The sequence below is a fragment of the Paraburkholderia metrosideri genome (genome assembly GCF_904848625.1).
GTDB classification, from domain to species: Bacteria; Pseudomonadota; Gammaproteobacteria; order Burkholderiales; family Burkholderiaceae; genus Paraburkholderia; species Paraburkholderia metrosideri.
The window spans coordinates 526971-545544 of the sequence record NZ_CAJHCP010000002.1 but is presented as its reverse complement, the minus strand read 5'-3'; the positions used below and the strand labels follow the sequence as shown (position 1 = coordinate 545544).

The 18574-nt window shown below is 65.1% G+C and carries 13 protein-coding genes and 1 riboswitch; of the genes, 7 read left to right on the top strand and 6 right to left on the bottom strand.

All coding sequences use genetic code 11. The features are described 5' to 3' along the window. Nucleotides 1-101: 101 nt before the first annotated feature. The 4 genes from cobM to cbiE all read right to left on the bottom strand — a co-directional run bounded on the left by cobM (nt 102) and on the right by cbiE (nt 3996). Entirely contained in the window at nt 102-830 is a 729-nt protein-coding gene (gene cobM / locus LMG28727_RS05220) for a precorrin-4 C(11)-methyltransferase (RefSeq protein ID WP_201641228.1), read from the bottom strand. A 69-nt stretch (nt 831-899) separates the two neighbouring features. Next, complete coding sequence (locus LMG28727_RS05215) at nt 900-1634, bottom strand: cobalt-precorrin-6A reductase (RefSeq protein ID WP_201641373.1); 735 nt, start codon at nt 1632-1634, stop codon at nt 900-902. 5 nt (nt 1635-1639) lie between these two features. Next, complete coding sequence (locus tag LMG28727_RS05210; RefSeq protein ID WP_201641227.1) at nt 1640-2737, bottom strand: cobalt-precorrin-5B (C(1))-methyltransferase; 1098 nt, start codon at nt 2735-2737, stop codon at nt 1640-1642. Next, the gene (cbiE, locus tag LMG28727_RS05205; RefSeq protein ID WP_201641226.1) at nt 2737-3996 is read right to left on the bottom strand and encodes a precorrin-6y C5,15-methyltransferase (decarboxylating) subunit CbiE; all 1260 of its coding nucleotides are present in this window, start codon (nt 3994-3996) and stop codon (nt 2737-2739) included. The genes LMG28727_RS05210 and cbiE overlap by 1 nt, the downstream gene beginning before the upstream one ends. Nucleotides 3997-4080: 84 nt before the next feature. Further along, nucleotides 4081-4271: riboswitch (cobalamin riboswitch) on the top strand. A 91-nt stretch (nt 4272-4362) separates the two neighbouring features. Between cbiE and cobG the strand changes: the two genes are divergently transcribed. The 4 genes from cobG to cobJ are packed head-to-tail and all read left to right on the top strand — an operon-like array spanning nt 4363 to nt 9063. Then, nucleotides 4363-5928 (top strand): precorrin-3B synthase, encoded by a 1566-nt coding sequence (gene cobG / locus LMG28727_RS05200; protein ID WP_328810190.1) that lies wholly within the window; start codon nt 4363-4365, stop codon nt 5926-5928. Further along, complete coding sequence (locus LMG28727_RS05195) at nt 5921-6547, top strand: precorrin-8X methylmutase (protein WP_201641224.1); 627 nt, start codon at nt 5921-5923, stop codon at nt 6545-6547. The genes cobG and LMG28727_RS05195 overlap by 8 nt, the downstream gene beginning before the upstream one ends. Further along, entirely contained in the window at nt 6548-7279 is a 732-nt protein-coding gene (locus LMG28727_RS05190; RefSeq protein ID WP_201641223.1) for a precorrin-2 C(20)-methyltransferase, read from the top strand. It begins immediately after the preceding gene. Further along, nucleotides 7267-9063 (top strand): precorrin-3B C(17)-methyltransferase, encoded by a 1797-nt coding sequence (cobJ, locus tag LMG28727_RS05185; RefSeq protein ID WP_201641222.1) that lies wholly within the window; start codon nt 7267-7269, stop codon nt 9061-9063. The genes LMG28727_RS05190 and cobJ overlap by 13 nt, the downstream gene beginning before the upstream one ends. Nucleotides 9064-9130: 67 nt before the next feature. Here cobJ and LMG28727_RS05180 read toward each other — a convergent pair whose 3' ends face one another. Together LMG28727_RS05180 and LMG28727_RS05175 are read right to left on the bottom strand one after the other, a co-directional pair. Beyond that, the gene (locus LMG28727_RS05180) at nt 9131-11755 is read right to left on the bottom strand and encodes an AAA family ATPase (RefSeq protein WP_201641221.1); all 2625 of its coding nucleotides are present in this window, start codon (nt 11753-11755) and stop codon (nt 9131-9133) included. A 10-nt stretch (nt 11756-11765) separates the two neighbouring features. Next, nucleotides 11766-12920, bottom strand: coding sequence for a metallophosphoesterase family protein (locus LMG28727_RS05175; RefSeq protein WP_201641220.1), 1155 nt, complete (start codon nt 12918-12920; stop codon nt 11766-11768). A gap of 216 nt (nt 12921-13136) precedes the next feature. Between LMG28727_RS05175 and LMG28727_RS05170 the strand changes: the two genes are divergently transcribed. From LMG28727_RS05170 to LMG28727_RS05160, 3 genes are all read left to right on the top strand, one after another. Continuing rightward, the gene (locus LMG28727_RS05170; RefSeq protein WP_201641219.1) at nt 13137-14417 is read left to right on the top strand and encodes a DUF445 domain-containing protein; all 1281 of its coding nucleotides are present in this window, start codon (nt 13137-13139) and stop codon (nt 14415-14417) included. 177 nt (nt 14418-14594) lie between these two features. After that, complete coding sequence (locus LMG28727_RS05165; RefSeq protein ID WP_201641218.1) at nt 14595-16550, top strand: AI-2E family transporter; 1956 nt, start codon at nt 14595-14597, stop codon at nt 16548-16550. Nucleotides 16551-16819: 269 nt separating this feature from the next. Further along, on the top strand, nt 16820-18556 hold the full coding sequence (locus tag LMG28727_RS05160; protein WP_201641217.1) for an FAD-dependent oxidoreductase: 1737 nt from the start codon (nt 16820-16822) through the stop codon (nt 18554-18556). Nucleotides 18557-18574: the final 18 nt, after the last annotated feature.

Below are 18574 nucleotides of genomic sequence, written 5' to 3'. Positions count from 1 at the left end.
TCCTTGTAGACACGAATCATCCGGTCGGTGACGCAGGTAAGCTGCGCGTCGTCGCCCTGCGCTTCTGAGCCCCGATCAAATCCAACCTCTGCTACCGCCATTCACCCACCCTTCGCGTACAACGTCGAATCCGCGAAACCTTCGGCCGCCAGCACGTCTCCGACCAGAATCAACGCAGTCCTTTCGATCGAAGTGGATTGCACCTTGCCGACGATGTCGTCCAGCGTGCCGGTGATCTTCTCCTCGTCGGGCCAGCTCGCGCGATAGATCACCGCGACCGGACATGCGCCGCCGTAGTGCGGGCGCAGTTCATCGACGATACGCGCGAGATGCCGCACGCCGAGGTGAATCGCCATCGTCGCGCGATGGGCGGCGAGATCGCCGAGCTGCTCGCCTTCGGGCATCGACGTCTTGCTCGCGTAACGCGTCAGGATCAACGTCTGCGACACCTCGGGCAGCGTGAGTTCGCAGCCGAGCGCCGCCGCGCACGCGGCCGTGGCGGTCACACCGGGAACGATCTCGTACGGAATGGTCAGCTCGCGCAAACGGCGAATCTGTTCGCCGATCGCACCGTACAGCGACGGATCGCCGGAATGCACGCGCGCCACGTGCTGCCCGTTGTCATGCGCGGCCTTGAGTAGCGCAATGATCTGATCGAGGTCGAGATCAGCGGTATTGACGACCTGCGCGGCCGTATGGCCTTCGAGCACCGCAGCCGGCACCAGCGAACCCGCATACAGGATCACCGGACAACTGCGCACGAGGCGCTGCCCTTTTACCGTGATCAGTTCCGGGTCGCCTGGACCCGCGCCGATAAAAAACACCGTCATTCAATACTCCAGCAATTCGTTTTCCCCGGCCTTCGTTTAGCCGTGGAAGCCGTGAAAGTCATACGTGACTCACGCGCCCAGTGCGGATTCCTGACGCAGCGCTTCCAGCAGACCCGCCACGTTGTCGAATGCGCGATCCGCGTCCGGCAGCGCCGGGCGACGCAACATGATCACCGGCAAACCGCGCTCGCGCGCGACGTCGAGTTTCGCTTCGGTCGCGCTGCCGCCGCTGTTTTTGCTGACCACCACGTCGAACGCCTGCAACGCGAACAGCGCACGCTCGCCTTCGAGCGTGAACGGTCCACGCGTCGCCAGAATTCGCGCACGCGGATGGTCCTGATGCGACTCGAGACAGCGCACCGTCCAGAATTGATGCGGCGGAATCTCGTCGAGATGCGCGAGCGGTTCGCGTCCCAGCGTGAACAGCGGCCGGCGAAACGGCGCGAGCGCCGCGATCACGGCATTCCAGTCGTCGACCATCCGCCAGTCGTCGCCGGTTTGCGCTTGCCAGGCCGGACGCCGCAGCGCCCAGCACGGCACCTGTGCAGCGGCGCAGGCGCGCACCGCGTTCGCGCTGATCTGCGCGGCGAACGGGTGCGTTGCGTCGATCACCCGCCCAATCTGTTCACTTTCGATGTAACGCGCCAATCCTTCACTGCCGCCGAAGCCACCGACCCGCACTGCACACGGTAAATCCTCAGGCACCTTGCCCAGGCCCGCGAGACTGTACACGCTGGCGGGGCCGAGTTGTCGCGCGATTTTCAGCGCGTCGCCCGTGCCGCCAAGCAATAGAACCCGCGTCACCGGCGTCATTGCGCGACTCCAATCAGATTGCCCTGACGGTCGATCGCGAACATCTCGACGTTGACTTGCGGCGGGACGATATCGCGGGCGACGGCGAGCGCATGCCGGCAAACGATATCGCCGAGCGGCACCTGTTGCGCCCGCGCGAGCGCCACCGCCTGCTGGCTCGTATTGGCCGCGCGGATCGCGCTTTGCAACGCGTCGTCGGCGCCGTGTTCGGCGGCCCATGTCGCCAGCCGGTCAAGATCGATGCTTGAATTCCGGCTATGCAGATCGAGGTGGCCCGCCGCCAGTTTGCTGAGTTTGCCGAACCCGCCGCAGATGCTCAGCTGCTCGACCGGTGCGCGTTTCATATGCTTGAGCACTGCACCGACGAAGTCGCCCATTTCGATCAGCGCAATATCCGGCAGCCCATAATGTGCGCGCATCGCGTCTTCGCTGGCGTTGCCCGTGCAGGCCGCGAGATGCATAAAACCATTCGCGCGCGCGACGTCGATGCCCTGGTGAATCGACGCGATATACGCCGAACACGAGAACGGCCGCACGATGCCAGTGGTGCCGAGAATCGACAGTCCGCCGACAATACCCAGGCGCGGGTTCATCGTTTTCAGTGCGAGTTCGGCGCCGCCTTCGACGCCGATCGTCACCTCGAAGCCGCCGCCATACCCATGCTCGGCGGCGAGTTCGGTCAGATGCTGCGTGATCATTTTTCGCGGTACCGGGTTGATCGCGGGCTCGCCGACCGGCAGCGTCAGGCCTGCGCGCGTCACGGTGCCCACGCCGGGTCCCGCGCGAAACATCACACCGGGTCCGGCGATCAGACGCACGCGCGCGAAAACGATCGCACCGTGCGTGACGTCGGGGTCGTCGCCGGCATCCTTGACGGTGCCGGCTTCGGCACCGTCGGCGCCGTTGGCGAGCAGGCGGCAGTACACCAGCGGCATCGGTACATGCTGGCCTTTCGGCAGCGTGATTTCCGCGCTTTCACTGACGACACCCGCGAGCAGCAGACGCGCCGCCGCCAGCGACGTCGCGGTCGCGCAACTGCCGGTGGTGTAACCGCTACGTAGCGGTGCGGGGTGGTCGGGTGTTTCTTCGCGCATTACGGATGGTCGGTGGAAACGTTGGGCGCGCTGCGCACATCGGCCAGTGCGCTTGCTGCCGTTTTCGTCACGTCCAGCAGCGTAATCGGCAACGCCTGACGCCATGTGTCGAAACCGCCGAGCGGCCGGGCGTCGGCCAACGCGATCCGGGTGAGCGTACCGCCATGCCGCTCGCGCCATGCGATCAATACCGCCTCGCCTTGCAATGTCACCGCGTTCGCGACCAGACGTCCGCCGTTGCGCAGACTTGCCCAGCACGCCTCCAGCACGCCCGGCCCCGTCACGCCGCCGCCGATAAACACTGCGTCCGGTGACGGCAATCCGCGCAGCGCATCAGGCGCGCGGCCCGCGACCAGTTGCAAACCCGGCACGCCCAACGCGTCGCGATTATGTTCGATGAAGTGCTGCCGTTCCGGATGCCCTTCAATCGCAATCGCCCGGCAAGCCGGATGCGCGCGCATCCATTCGATACCGATCGAGCCGCTGCCCGCGCCCACATCCCACAGCAATTCGCCGGGGCTCGGCGCGAGACGGGCGAGCGTGATCGCGCGCACATCGCGTTTGGTTAGCTGTCCGTCGTGGCGGAAAGCGTCGTCGGGCAGGCCGCAGGTCAGCGGCAGACGCGCTGCACCTTCGGCCGCACGGCATTCGAGCGCGATCAGGTTCAGCGCCGCGACTTCGCCCGCGGGCCACTGGTCCGCACGGCCGTCGATCCGGCGCTCCTGGTCGCCACCCAGATGTTCGAGCACGATCATCCGGGTCGCGCCGAAACCGCGCGTGTCCAGCAACGCCGCCAGCGCCGCAGGCGTGCGCCCGTCCGCGCTCAGCACGAACACGCGCGCGCCGTCGTGCAGATGCGCGTTCAACGTCGCCAGCGGACGCCCCACCACCGACACCGTCGCGACCTCCTGCAACGGCCAGCCCAACCGCGCCGCCGCCAGCGACAACGACGACGGTGCCGGCAGCACCCGCAATTCGCCCTCCGGCAACTGCCGCGCCAGCGTCGCCCCGACGCCGAACAGCATCGGATCGCCGCTCGCCAGCACGCACACCGCGCGATCGCGCTCGGCCAGCAGCGGCGCGAGATCGAACGGACGCGGCCACGCGGCACGGCGCGCGGCGAGGCGTGCGGGCAGCATCGCCAGATGACGTTCGCCGCCATACACCACCGACGCCGTCAGCAAAGCACGCCGCGCGGGCCGTCCCAAACCGGCGAAGCCGTCGTCGCCAATGCCCACCACGGTCAGCCATGCCGGCATGCATCCATCCTCATTCTGTATCTTCAAATAATGCGCTGTGCCGCGCCTGTCAAAGCGTCCAGCCTCGTTGCGCTGTCCGAAAAAAGGCATAATACAGCCGCCGGTGCCCTTCGGGGCCGAAGAGGGAACACAGTGCCACTGTGGCTGCCCCCGCAACTGTATGCAGCGAGTCCGCCTGCGCTGCGCGCCACTGGGTTGACCGGGAAGGCCGCGGCGGACCCTTATCTGGGCCTTGAGCTGCCAGCCAGGAGACCTGCCGGCAAGCCTGTTCGTGCCAGCCAACATCGGGCGGGGTGTACCGATGCCGCAGCAAGCCGCCGCGCGGCCTGCTCGGGCCTTCGCGCGACGCTCAACCCGGTGTCCGTCTTGAATCAAGCTTCGTCCTCCCTCGTTTTGCCTCACGTGGCCTCGACGCTGCGGCCCTCGGCGTGTCCGGGGCTGCTGCGCATCGTCGCCGCGCGCGACGGCGGGATCTGCCGGATCAAGTTGCCCGGCGGTGAATTGAGCGCCGCGCAGGCTGACGCGATTGCCGACGCGAGCGCGCGGTATGCGGCTGGTGTGATCGAATTGACGATTCGCGCGAATCTACAGGTGCGCGGTGTGCAGAGCGGGCACGAAGCGGCGTTGATTGCGGCGCTGGTCGAGGCGGGGCTTGGGCCGGCTTCTTCTTCAACTCCGTCTTCGGCTTCGTTTTCGTCTTCGGCTCCGACTCCGACTCCGGCTTCGGCTTCGTTTTCGTCTTCGGCCCCCGCCGGAGACGCGACAGGCGCGGCGAGTGCCGCCAGCGCCGCAAACGCCGCACTCGCCAGCTCCGCCGACGATGTGCGCAACGTGATGATCAGCCCCGCTGCCGGACGCGATCCTTCTGCGTTGATCGATACGACGCCGCTCTGCGCTGAACTTCTCACGCTGCTGCAACGCGAAGCGCGATTTGCGGCACTGTCGCCTAAATTCGCGTTGCTGCTGGATGGCGGTGAGCGGTTGGCGAGGGTCGATCATCCGCATGACGTGTGGCTCGCGGCGTCGCAAGATGCTGAGGGTGTGCGGTTCGTGTTTGGGCTGGCGGGGTGTCCACCTGACGCTTCGGCTTTTCAGCCAGCAGCCGCGCGTCACCGTGCGACCCGCCCGCTGCAAGCCAGCAACGGTTCAGGCGCATTAGCCGCCGTACTGCCCTCACAAGTCCCCGCTCTCGTTCGAGCGCTGCTGCACACTTTCATCGATCTGGCCGCCGCCGACGCCACCCGCATGCGTCACCTGCTCGCCACCCATTCCGTCGACGCTGTCCTGCAGCACGCGCAGACTTACGTCGACTTTCCGCTGTCGCGCGACGCATCGCTATCCGGCTGGCAACGCAACACGCAAGCCGACGCCTCGCTCCGACTCGGCGCACACGCTCAACGCACGCCAGGGACCTGGCATGCAGGCGGTCAACCTGCGCTCGGACGTATCGATGCCGACACGTTGCACGCGCTCGCGGCGCTCGCGCGTCGGCACAACAGCGGCACGTTGCACGTGACACCGTGGCAGAGCGTACTGCTGCCCGACATCGCGTCTGATGCCGTGCCCGCCGTACTGGCCGGACTGACCGCGTCAGGGCTCGCCTGCGACCCGTCACAAGCCATCACGCGGTTGATCGCATGCGCGGGATCGAGCGGTTGCGCCAAAAGTTTCGCCGACACCAAAGCCGACGCGCTGCAACTCGCCGCGCACCTGCCCGCGGGCGTCGACGTGCACCTGAGCGGCTGCCTGCGTTCATGCGCGGCCGCCCATTGCGCGCCCTACACGATGCTGGCGGTGGCGCCCGGCACGTATGACCTTTATCGACGCGACGACAGCCAGCCGGGTTTCGGCCACTGCGTCGCGCACCAATTGACGATCCAACAGGCCGCCGGCACCCTCGCCCGCCTGGCCCGGAGTGACACAGATGCTTGAATACCTACGCGACGGTCAGGAGATCTATCGCCAGTCCTTCGCGACGATCCGCGCGGAGGCCGACCTGTCGCGCATTCCCGCCGACCTCGAAAAACTCGCCGTCCGCGTGATCCACGCGTGCGGGATGGTCGACGTGATCGACGCGCTGCAATTTTCCGCCGATGCCGGCACAGCAGGACGCACCGCCCTCGCACAAGGCGCGCCGATTCTGTGCGACGCCGGCATGGTCGCGCAAGGCATCACGCGCGCACGCCTGCCCGCTGCGAACGAAGTGATCTGCACGCTCACCCATCCGGACGTTCCGTCACTGGCTAGCGAACTCGGCAACACGCGCTCGGCGGCTGCGCTCGAATTGTGGCGCCCGCATCTGGCGGGCAGCGTCGTCGTGATCGGCAATGCGCCAACCGCGCTGTTTCATCTGCTCGACATGCTCGACGCCGGGGCGCCGAAGCCCGCGTTGATCCTCGGCTTTCCGGTGGGCTTTATCGGCGCGGCCGAATCGAAAGCGGCGCTCGCGCAGCACAGTCGCGGCGTGCCCTACGTCGTGGTGAATGGCCGGCGCGGCGGCAGCGCGATGGCGGCCGCCGCCGTCAATGCGCTGGCCACGGAGGTCGAATAAATGGCGGCGCAAGGACGTTTGCTCGGACTCGGCGTCGGCCCCGGCGACCCGGAACTCATCACGCTAAAAGCGCTGCGTTTGCTAAAAGCGGCCCCCGTGGTCGCGTATTTCGTCGCGAAGGGCAAAAAGGGCAACGCGTTCAGCATCATCGAAGCGCATTTGCACGACACACAGCACCATCTGCCGCTGGTTTATCCCGTGACGACCGAAGCGCTCGAACCGCCGCTGTCGTATGAAGCGATCATTGCCGAGTTCTACGACAGCGCTGCGGGCATCGTGTCCGCGCATCTCGATGCGGGCCGCGATGTTGCCGTGATCTGCGAAGGCGATCCGTTTTTCTACGGCTCGTATATGTATCTGCATGACCGGCTCGCGGCGCGTTACGACAGTGAAGTCGTGCCCGGCGTCTGTTCGATGCTCGGCGGTGCAGCGGTGCTCGGCGCGCCGCTGGTGTATCGCAATCAGAGCTTGTCGGTGTTGTCGGGTGTACTGCCTGAACAGGAATTACGTCGACGTCTCGCCGATGCCGACGCCGCCGTGGTCATGAAACTCGGCCGCAATTTCGACAAGGTGCGGCGCGTGCTCTGCGAACTCGGGCTGGAAAAACGCGCGCTTTACGTCGAGCGCGCGACGATGGGCAATCAACGCATCGTGCCGCTCGCCGAGGTGGATCCAATGGCGTCGCCGTACTTTTCGCTGCTCGTCGTGCCGGGGGAAAAATGGCAAGGCTGACGACAGCGCCCGCGATTGTAATTCTCGGCGCGGGCGCGCTGGACACCGCGCGGCGAATTCAGTCTGTGTATGTCCAGAACAGCGCCGCTGGCGCCGAACACCCGGCCGCCCCGGCCTGCCAGATCCACGCGCTGCAAGGCCGCGTCGAAGCGGACGTGGCCTATACGGAACTCGGCGCCCATCTGTGCGACCTGTACGCGCGCGGCACGCCGATCATCGCGTTGTGCGCGGCAGGCATCGTGATTCGTTGCCTCGCACCGATGCTGTCGAACAAGGGCGTCGAGCCGCCGGTGCTGGCCGTCGCCGAAGATGGCAGCGCCGTCGTGCCGCTGCTCGGCGGACTGGCTGGCGTCAACGTGATGGCACGCGAGATCGCTGCCGCGCTGGCGGTCACGCCCGCGATCACGACCAGCGGCGAACTGCGCTTCGGCACCTGCGTGCTCAATCCGCCTGATGGCTATACCCTCGCCGATATCGGGCAAGGTAAGCGCTTCGTGTCGGATCTGCTGGCGGGAGAAAGCACGCGCATCGAAGGGCATGCCCCATGGCTCGACGATACGCGACTGCCGCGCTCGGAATCCGCCCGCCTCGCCATTCGCGTCACACCGTGTGTCTGGGATGGACGTGAAGATGAATTGGTGATTCACCCGCGCAGTGTGGTGGCGGCGGTGACGGCAGCGGCGGGTGCCGATGCGTCAAGCCCATCTGCGAAGGCTACCCAGATCGCGGCTCACATCCGCGAATCGCTCGCTGCACACCGGCTCGCGCCGCTGTCACTCGCGGCGTTGCTGGCTTCGTCCGCGCACACGTCGGACGCCGCTCTCGCTGAAGCCGCCGCGATTCTCAAGGTACCGCTGCGCTTGACACAAACGCGCGCTGAAGACGGCGCACCACCCGCCAGCCTGCTGCATGCCGCTTTGCGCATGCCGTACGACACGCTGCACGACGACCCACAGAAAGGCGTCGCACTGGCCCTCGCTTCACTGGCGATCGATCCCGACACGATTGGCCGCGCGCGCGGCCGGCTGACCGTGATCGGTCTCGGCCCCGGCAGCGCCGAGCTGATGGTCCCCGCCGCCCGCACCGCGCTGAACGAAGCCACCGACATCCTCGGTTACGACACCTACGTGAAAATGGCCGGCCCGTTGCGCGCCGACCAGCGGGTCCACGGCACCGACAATCGCGAGGAAATGCAGCGCGCGCGGCACGCATTCGAACTCGCGAGCGAAGGACGCTCGGTGGTGATGGTGTCGTCAGGCGATCCAGGCGTGTTCGCGATGGCCGCAGCGGTGCTCGAAGCGCTGGACGACGACGCGTCACAACACCCCGCCTGGTCCGCCGTCGACCTGAACATCGTGCCGGGTGTGTCGGCGGCCATGGCGGCCGCCGCTCAGGCCGGCGCACCGCTCGGCCACGACTTCTGCATGCTGTCGCTGTCCGACAACCTGAAGCCGTGGAGCATCATCGAAAAGCGTCTGCGGCACGCTGCCGAAGCCGATCTGGTGATGGCGTTCTACAACCCGATTTCGCGCGCGCGTCCGTGGCAACTGGACAAGGCGCTGGACCTGGTGCGCGAAGTTCGTTCGGCGGACACGCTGGTCGTGCTTGGCCGGGACATCGGCAGACCCGGCGGCACGCTGCGTACGCTGACACTAGGCGAGTTGCGTTCGTCCGACGTGGATATGCGGACGATGGTGATCGTCGGATCGTCGACGACACGGAAGTTCGGCAAAGGCACGCAAGACGGTTCCGAATGGGTGTACACGCCACGCTGGTACAGGTAGTCGGGTAACGGCGCGAAACGGCTTGAGTCGGCGCAGGCCGGCTCAAGCTCACCCAGCTCACCCGCGCTTAAGCCGCCACCTTCAGATCGTCGATTGCGCGCTGCCTGACCCCGAGGTCGTCCCACAACTCGGGGTGGCACGTGAACACCAGAATCTGGTGCCGGGTCGCCGCGTCGATCAACGCGCGCTTGATCGCGTCGCGCCGTGCGGCATCCGTATGCACGGCCGCATCATCGAGCATCAGCAACGTCGGCCTTCCCGATGCCTTCAAAAGATCGGCGTACGCCAGCCGCGTCAGAATGCCCAGCTGTTCGCGCGTGCCGAAACTCAACGCGTCGAGCGTATCCGCGCGGCCGTAGCGATCCAATGTTGCCGGACTCAGATCGTCGCCGAGCACAAGACTCGATTGCGGGAAAATCCGCTTCAGATAATGTCCGAGCCGCTCGGTCAACGGCGCGCGCAATTGCGCGACGGCGGCGTCGCGCTCATCGACCAGCACCTGATCCAGCAGACTCAATGCGCCAGCGCGCAAACCGAGTTCGTCCTTGCGACGCGTGGCCTGTTCAACCCTGGCCTCGAGCGTTGCCAGACGTTCACCAAGGCCTGACGCGCCGACCGTCTCCAGTTGACTGCGCAACTGCGCGATCCGAACCTGCCGCTCGTGTTGCTCGCCGCGCGCGAGTTCCGCCGATGCACGATAGCGCGTCGCTTCGGCCGCCGGATCGTCGAGACGCACGGCCTCCAGTTCACGCTCACGTCCTTCGCGCTGCTTTCTCAATGCGTCGACCTGCACGCGCTGCTCGACGATTTTCGTCTGCCATCTGGTGCGATTGCTGCGATATGTTTCGTCGCTCAGTTGCGCTTCCTTGCGCTGCAATTGTGCGGCGAGCGATTCGGCGGTGGCGATGCCGGTCGAACGTTTCTCAGCCGCGTGCGCCAGCACTTTTCTGGCGGCCTCCAGCGCGTCGCGTGCAATCTCCGCGTTGCGACGTGCTTCGTCGAGCGGCAACGCGGCGGACACATCGGGCAAACCCGCCAGCCGTTCATTCGACGCCTGCCACCGCGCCGCCGCCGAAGCATGCGCGGCACGCAGCGCATCGATACCTTGCGGTGCGTGCACGTCGAGAATCTTCGCCTGGCTCTTCTGCTGCGCGATCAGCGCTTTCCACTGTTCGTGCCGCGCCTGCGCGTCGCCCACCGACGCGACGCCGAGCGCCTGCAATAACTGTGCATGCGCGGCTTCGAGCGATGCCAGTTCGGACAGTTGCGCGGACAGATCGGACACACCCGGAATCACGCGCAACTCACCGAGTTCGCCGAGGACGATCAGTTTTTCTTCATCGACACGCAACACGCCGGTGCCCGTGACCGGTTCGCCGTCAACAGTCAACGCACCGTTCAACCGGTATTCGATACGCGTCATCGCTGCTTCGGTGCGGGCCCGCAACACGGTCAACTCGCGATCGAGCGTGATGAGCCGCTTCAGTTTCACGTCGTCGAGTTCAAGTGCTGCCGCGTCACGCGACGCGTCGAGAACGGCGTCATTCGCTTTACCCGCTGCGGCGATCGATGCGTCCAGGCGCTCGCTTTCGGTGCGATAAAGACCGATCTGGCTGCGTAAGTCGGCGGCTGTCACCGCTGCGTTCGCCAGTTCCAGCGCCCGACTGGCGCCCGCAAACGCCTGCTCGAATTGCGCCACGCCGTTCGCGGCTTGTGCGTGTTCGGTCTGCGCAGCGGCCACCTCGCCCCGCGCCGCGTCGAGTTGCAGACGTTCACGCGCAACCGCCGCTTCCAGTTCAGCCGCGCCCTGCTCCTGTTGCAACGACAGCGCCAGTTCGGCCTCGCTCACCTGCAACGACTGCGCGAGTCCCTGCACACTGCGCTCGAGTTCCGCTGCCGCATCGGCGCGTTGTTGCGCCAGCACGGCCTTCTGCTCGTGAAGCTCCCACGGGCGCTTGCGTTGCGTGTCGTCGAAGGCTTCTTGCAACGACGCGAGCCGTGCAATGTTTTCGTCGAACTGTTGACGCTGCTGCTCAAGCCCGTTGCGCTCTTCGATCAATCCGGCCAGCGTCGTTTCAGCTTCGGCCAGCGGGCCGGTCGCCTTTTGCGTGCGTGCCGTCAGCAGTTGCCGCAACTCGCGCTGCACGACGGCGATCAACGCATCTTCACCCGCCGCTTCACTGCTGCCGGACAATTGCGACAACGCATCGCGCAGATATTGCGCCGCGTGCCCGGTCGAATCGCGCACTTCCTGCGTACCGCCCTGCTGCACCCACAGCAAGCCCGGCACGCCCGCGTTTTCCGCCTTCAACGGACCCCGCGCCGCGCGCGAAAAGCCTAACAGTGCCGCGAGCTTGTCTTCGGCTTCATCTTCGCCGAACACGGCCTGGCCGATCTTCAACTCGCAACGCTGACGCGTGACGAACTGCTTCGACAGCCTGCATGCCGTCCCGTCCAGATTGAAATTCACTTCGACCGACGGCTGCCCGCTCGCCTTGCCCCAAGGCAACAGGTCTTTCAGGTGCGAGGCCTTGTAGCGTTCGAGAAACACCGCGCGCACCGCTTCGGCAATCGTGCTTTTGCCCGCTTCGTTCGGGCCGGTGAAAAGATTCAGCCCCGGTTGCAGATCGTCGATCACAATCCGTCCGCTGAACTGTTTGAACTCCTGAATCGCGATACTTTCCAGCTTCATGCAGACCTCTTCATGCGGATGCGGACGCGGACGCCGAAGCGCGCGGCAATTCACGTTGAAAGCGCGCCAGAAGCAGCAATGCCTCGGCCGCGCGCTTGACCTGTTGCGGATCGGACTGCGGGTCTTCCTGCAGGCCGCGCAGACGCGCCACCACTTTCGCGAGGTAGCCGCTTTGCGCACCGAGTTCGGCGAGGTCGTCGGCGGTGGGCAGCACCTGCAAGCCGCTCAGATCGACGCGCAGCGCCCGCACCCGCGCACGGGCCTCTTCCACCGCGACGTGGATCGCTTCGGCATCGGCCAATGCGGTGGTGCCGGTGACGTTCAGGCGCAGCACGTCGTGCCCGCTCAACGCGGCGAGGCGTGCTTTAAGCGCGTCCACATCGGTTGACACCGAGATCGTTTCATCCCACCGATGCCACTGATATTGACCGACCCGCACCGCTTCGACCTGCGGCACGGCGCCAGGCTCGCTCAGCGTGACATCGAGCATGAAGCCGGGATCGTTCGCGCGGAAACGATCCTGCTCATGCGTGCCGGCATACCACGTGCGTTCGTCGACACGAAAATGGCCATGCCAGTCGCCCAGCGCGAGATAGTCGAGACGCGCGCTGAGTGCACGCGTCGGCGCGATGGGATTCGACGAATCGATACCTTCCTGCAAAATCCCGCTCACGCTGCCGTGCGCCAGGCCGATGCGGTGATAACCAGCGGGGGTGTCGGTAGTGTCGAAGAAACCGGTGGTGTCGTCGTAAGTGATGCGTTGCGTGAGCGGCGCGCACAGCAACGCGCAGCGGCACTCGTCCAGCAACACCACGCCCGCGTCGAGCACCAGCCGCACATTCGGGCTCACGCAATTGAGCCGCTGCGCGCGGGTCCAGACGCTTTCGACGAGCGCCGCGTCGTGGTTGCCCGGCAACATGATCCACGGCCCGGAAAACGCCTGCAACGCGCCGAACAGACGGCGGATCACGGTGTCCGATACCGTTTGCAGATCGAACACGTCGCCCGCGACCAGCACGGCGTCGACTTTGCGCGCCGCCGCTTCTTCGGCGATACGGCGCACGGTGTCGAAGCGCGCCTGCGCGAGATGGGCCGCTTCATCCGGCTCGAACTGGCCGAATTGCGTGCCGATCTGCCAGTCTGCGGTGTGCAGGAACCTGATCACTGTGCCTCCATTCTGTTCAATTGCGTCGTCGCTTCATGCGTGTCGGGAACTGCGCGCCGCAGCGGGCCTCGCAGTCTAACCGCAGATGTTACCGTGCCCGCGCGGCAAAGATAGTCCCGGCGCCCGGCACGCTGCGTCACGACCGGCGCTACACTCGCGTTTTCTGCACGCGCGCCGAACGAACAGCGTCATTTCACTCGACACAACCCGCCGCCGATGAACAAGACACTCGAACTGAAGAAGGCCAAGCGCACACCATTGCTGCTGTTGCTCGCCGCCGCATGCATTTTCGTCGTGACCGCGTTCATGCCGCGCGGCTTCTGGGTGGACGGCATCAAGGCAGTCGCCGAAGCAGCCATGGTCGGCGCGCTAGCCGACTGGTTCGCGGTGGCGGCGCTGTTCCGCCGCGTGCCGATCCCGATCGTCGCCGCCCACACCGCGATCATTCCGAAGAACAAGCACAAGATCGCCGATAACCTCGCGGTGTTCGTGCAGGACAAGTTTCTCGACGTGCCGTCGCTGGTTGGCCTGATCCAGAAGCACGATCCGGCGCAAAGCATCACCCGTTGGCTGACCGAGCCGGCCAACACGGCACGTCTGGGCGACTATGTCGTCAAACTGACCGGCGGCATTCTCGAACTGACTGACGACGTGCGCATTCAGGTGTTCATCAAGGACGCGTTGCGCGATGTGCTGGGCAAGGTGGATCTGTCGCAATCGATGGGCGCGATTCTCGACACGCTGACACGCGACGGCCGCCATCAGGCGTTACTCGACGCGGGCATCGAACAGGTCGTGGCGCTGCTGCGTGAAGCACCGGCGCGCGAGTTCATCGCCGAACGTATCGTCGACTGGGTGAAAAGCGAATACCCGAAGATGGAGAAGATCCTGCCGTCCGCGTGGCTCGGCGAAAAAGGCGCGGAGGCCATCGCCAATGCGGTGAACCGGATGCTCGAACAGATCAGCGAAAACCCGACCCATCAGCTTCGGCAAAGATTCGACGAGGCTGCGCAGACACTCATCGTCAGGCTCAAGACCGATCCGGTCTTCCTGCAACAGGGCGAGGAACTGAAGCGCTATCTCGTGGAAGGCGAAGCGTTCAGCGCGTACGTGAAGGATATGTGGGGCGAATTGCGCGCCTGGCTCAAGCGCGATCTGCAAAGCGCCGATTCGGCGCTGCACGCGCGTGTGATGGCGATGGGCCAATGGGTCGGCCGCGAACTCTCGCACGACGCAGCGCTGCGTCAATCGCTGAACGACCATCTCGAAGACGCGGCGCGCACGATGGCGCCGGACTTTGCCCAATTCCTTACCCGTCATATCAGTGATACGGTCAAGAACTGGGACTCGCGCGAGATGTCACGGCAGATCGAGTTGAACGTTGGTAAGGATCTGCAATACATCCGGATCAACGGGACGATCGTCGGCGGATTTATCGGTTTGCTGCTGTATGCAAGCTCGCAACTGTTCGAGCTGTTGCGGTTGCACATCGCCTGATTGCACATTGGGCCGCGACGCGAGGGTCGATCAGCTGAAGCATCGGGCTTGCGTGCGCCAAAGCGCCTACAATTCGGGCATAGGTTTTGCTGAGGCGCTCTTGCCCGGACGACACCATTGCATCCGTGCGCGGTTTGCATAAAGAACGACAGCGCTCCTCATTCGGAAAGTGTGTTCATGAAAATATCGTTACCGCCGCCACAGGGGCGGCCGAACCGCGTCTACCCGCCGGGCACCCCCAGCCTGCATGGTCTCGCGTCGGTCATCACCGGCGTGGTGGTGGTGTGCGGGCTTTACTTCGCGCGCGAGGTGCTGATTCCGATCACGCTGTCGGTGATGCTGAGCTTCCTGCTCGCGCCGCTCGTGCAGATGCTGCGGCGCTTTCATATGGGCCAACTGCCGTCCATTTTCATTGCGGTGCTGTTCGCGCTGGCGTCGTTGCTCGCGGTCGGCGCGCTGATCGGCGCGCAGCTGGTGCAACTGGCGGGCGACCTGCCGCAGTATCAGGTGGCGATCGAACAGAAGATCGAAACGGTTCAGGAAAAGACCGTGGGCCGCGCGGATTCGCTGATGAGCCGCGCGGCCGCCACCTTGCAACGTGTGGCGCCGTCCAAGCCCAATCCGCCGCGCCCCACGGGCCGTGCCGCGCGTAATGCGCCGGCCGTGCCGCAACCGGTCGAAGTCCACGAGCCCGCGCCCACGCCGTTGCAGCTTGCGCAGCGTGCGCTGTCGCCGGCTATCGCGCCGATCGAGACCACCTTCATCGTGCTCGTCGTGACGATCTTCATTCTTCTGCAACGCGAGGATCTACGCGACCGGCTGATCAGTCTGTTTGGTTCACGCGACCTGCACCGCACCACCACCGCGATCAACGACGCCGCTGTGCGGCTCTCACGCTATTTCGTCGCGCAACTCGGTGTGAATCTGAGTGCCGGCGGGATCATTGCGATTGGACTTGCGATCATCGGCGTGCCGGGCGCGCTGCTGTTCGGCGTGATTGCCGCGCTGCTGCGTTTCGTGCCGTATATCGGCATCTGGATCGCCGCGATTCTCGCGGTCTTTCTCGCCGCCGCCATCCAGCCGCAATGGACCATGGCGGTGTATACGCTGATCCTGTTCATCGTCGTCGATGTGGTCGCCGGGCAGATCGCCGAGCCGCTTCTGTACGGACATCGCTCGGGACTGTCGCCGCTGGCGGTGGTCGTCGCGGCGATCTTCTGGAGCTGGCTGTGGGGGCCGATCGGCCTCGTGCTATCCACGCCGCTGACGCTGTGTGTCGTCACGCTGGGCCGTTATGCCGACCGGCTGAACTTTCTCACGGTGCTGCTCGGCGATCAGCCCGCGCTAACACCCGCGCAGAACTTCTATCAACGCCTGCTGGCAGACGACCCGCATGAGGCAATCGTGCAGGCCGAGCGGCTGTTGCGCGAGATGTCGCTGATCGATTACTACGACAACGTCGCGCTCGAAGGTCTCAAGCTGGCCCGCAACGACGCGATGCGCGGCGTGCTGATGCCCGACCAGTTGCAGCGCGTCAACGATGCGCTGGTCGATATCGTCGAGAACCTCGAAATCGCCGACGGCCTGCCTGACCGGTTGACGCTCACGGAGCCGGTGGATACCGCCGGTGCGCTGCTGGCGTCGGCGTCGGCCGATCTGTCGGAGCAACACGATAGCCATATTGCGGCGCGTTTGCGCGAACACCAGGGAGTCGAGAAGACGTCGGTGCTGTGCGTGCCCGGACGCGGCGCGTTCGACGAAGTGACGACCGCCATCGCGGTGCAATTGCTCGGCCGCCACGGCCTCACGCCGATGATGGCCACGCATTCGGGCTACCGGAGCGCACGCGCTGACGAACCGAGTTTCAAGGACGCGCCGATTATCTGCATCGTCTCGCTCGACGCGCCTGAATCGCCGCCGTATCTGCGCAACATGCTGCGGCGCACGCGCGAATGGCGGCCGCTCGCGACCCTGGTGGTCGGCGTTGGCGGTGCGACTGAAGGCAGCACCGGCTTGGGCGCGACCGGCGCGTCGCATGCGGCGCCGAGCTTTCGCGCGATGATCGAAGAATGCCAGGTGGCGGCGAGCGTGCAGCATGGGCGTCAGCCGGTCCATGCAGCGGGTGGGGATTAGAGCGCCGAGGCCGGGCGTTTTCTTCGCTCTTTAAAGGATGTTGAAAAGCCGCGAGCGGGTAGGTGCTTCGCGGCTTTTTTGCGTGCTTTTTTTGCCTATCGTTCGCGGGTTCGGGTTTCACACGCGTTTGCGCTTGTACCCAAAATGAGGACAAAGCGTCCCGCCCCCTCCTTCATACTTTCACCAACGATTCGCCCCGCAATGAAAGAGCCAAACGGCCCCGGCGCGCAATCTTCAGCTTTGGAACACAGCAACCATCGGAGACACTGGTGAGCCGCCCCTTCAAGCCTTATCCCTTCGCACCTCGGCACTATGCCGGCGAGGTGCCGCCGCTAGTCGACGGACACGATCCTGTCAGGCGCCCTGTCGCGATTGTTGGCGGCGGCCCGGTCGGTCTGACGCTCGCGCTCGCGCTGGCCCGCCAGCGCGTACCCTCGGTGCTGATCGAAGCCGACGACAGCGTCTGCACCGGTAGCCGCGCAATCTGCATTTCGCGGCGCAGTCTGGAGATATTCAAACGGCTCGGCGTGGTCGACGGCTTCCTGCAAAAAGGCCTGCCGTGGACCGGCGGCCGCAGTTTCTACCGCGACACCGAAGTGTTCCGCTTCGCGATGCACCAGGACGACGAGCAATCGCTGCCGCCGATGATCAACATCGCGCAATACCAGATCGAGCAGTTGCTACTCGACGCGGTGGAACAGCACGCCGACCTGATCGATATCTGCTGGCAAACGCGTGTGACAGGCATCGAGCAAAAGCCTGAAGGCGGTGCCCGCCTCGCGTTACAGACCGGGGACAGCCACTGGACCCTGCACGCCGACTGGGTCGTCGCGTGCGACGGCGGACGCAGCACGATTCGCGACGCGCTCGGTCTCAAGCTGACCGGCGCGACGTACGAAGGCCGTTACGTGATCGTCGATATCGAACTGGACAGTGCGCGCGCCACCGAACGTCTCGCGTATTTCGATCCGCCGTCCAATCCGGGCTCGACCGTGCTCGTTCACAAGCAACCGGACAACGTGTGGCGCATCGACTACCAGCTTCGCGACGACGAAGACCCCGACGCCGCTGTCAAGCCGGAAAACGTCATGCCGCGCGTGCAAAGCGTGCTCGACTCGATGGGCGAAACCGGCGCATGGTCGCCGATCTGGATCACCGTCTACAAGGCCAACGCGTTGACGCTCGAACGCTATCGGCACGGCCAGGTGCTGTTCGCGGGCGATGCCGCGCACCTGGTGCCGATCTTCGGCGTGCGCGGCGCGAATTCCGGTATCGACGACGCGGACAATCTCGGCTGGAAACTCGGCTGCGTGGTGAATGGCACGGCGTCGCCCGGTCTGCTCGACAGTTATAGCGACGAGCGCGTGTTCGCCGCGCGTGAAAATCTGAGCTATGGGATGAAGAGCACGGAGTTCATGGCGCCGCCGTCGTTTGCATTCGATCTGATGCGCACTGCCGTGCTGGGACTTGCCGGGCAGCACGCCGCCGTGCGTCCGCTGATCAATCCGCGGCAAACGCATGCCATCGCGTATGCCGAATCGCCGCTCAATGCACGCGCAGAAGACACATTCAGTGGTGGCCCGCAGCCGGGCACGGTGCTGCCGGAATGCCGGCTGCTCAAGCGGGCCGATGACGGCGCGCATGTCGCGATTCATCTCACGGATCTGCTTGGCCCGTGCTTTACCGCGTTGCGCTTCGGCTCTCACGACGATGCCGCGCAAGACGACGTATGGCAGCAATTGGAACGCACACTGGCAGACCAGCGCGTGCCGTTCCGCACCGTGACGCTGACGAAAGGAACCAAGGAAACAACAGGAACACAGCGCGACACACCGAACGCCACCGGCCTGCATGCAATCGATCAAACCGGCCGCTTACACGACATGTTCGACGCAACGCCCGGCACGGTCTATCTGATCCGGCCCGATGGTCACGTACTTGCTCGTTCACGCAACGGCAATGTGCAAACGATACTGCGCGCGCTGACCACAACGCTGAAGATCTAATGACGGACGATACACAAA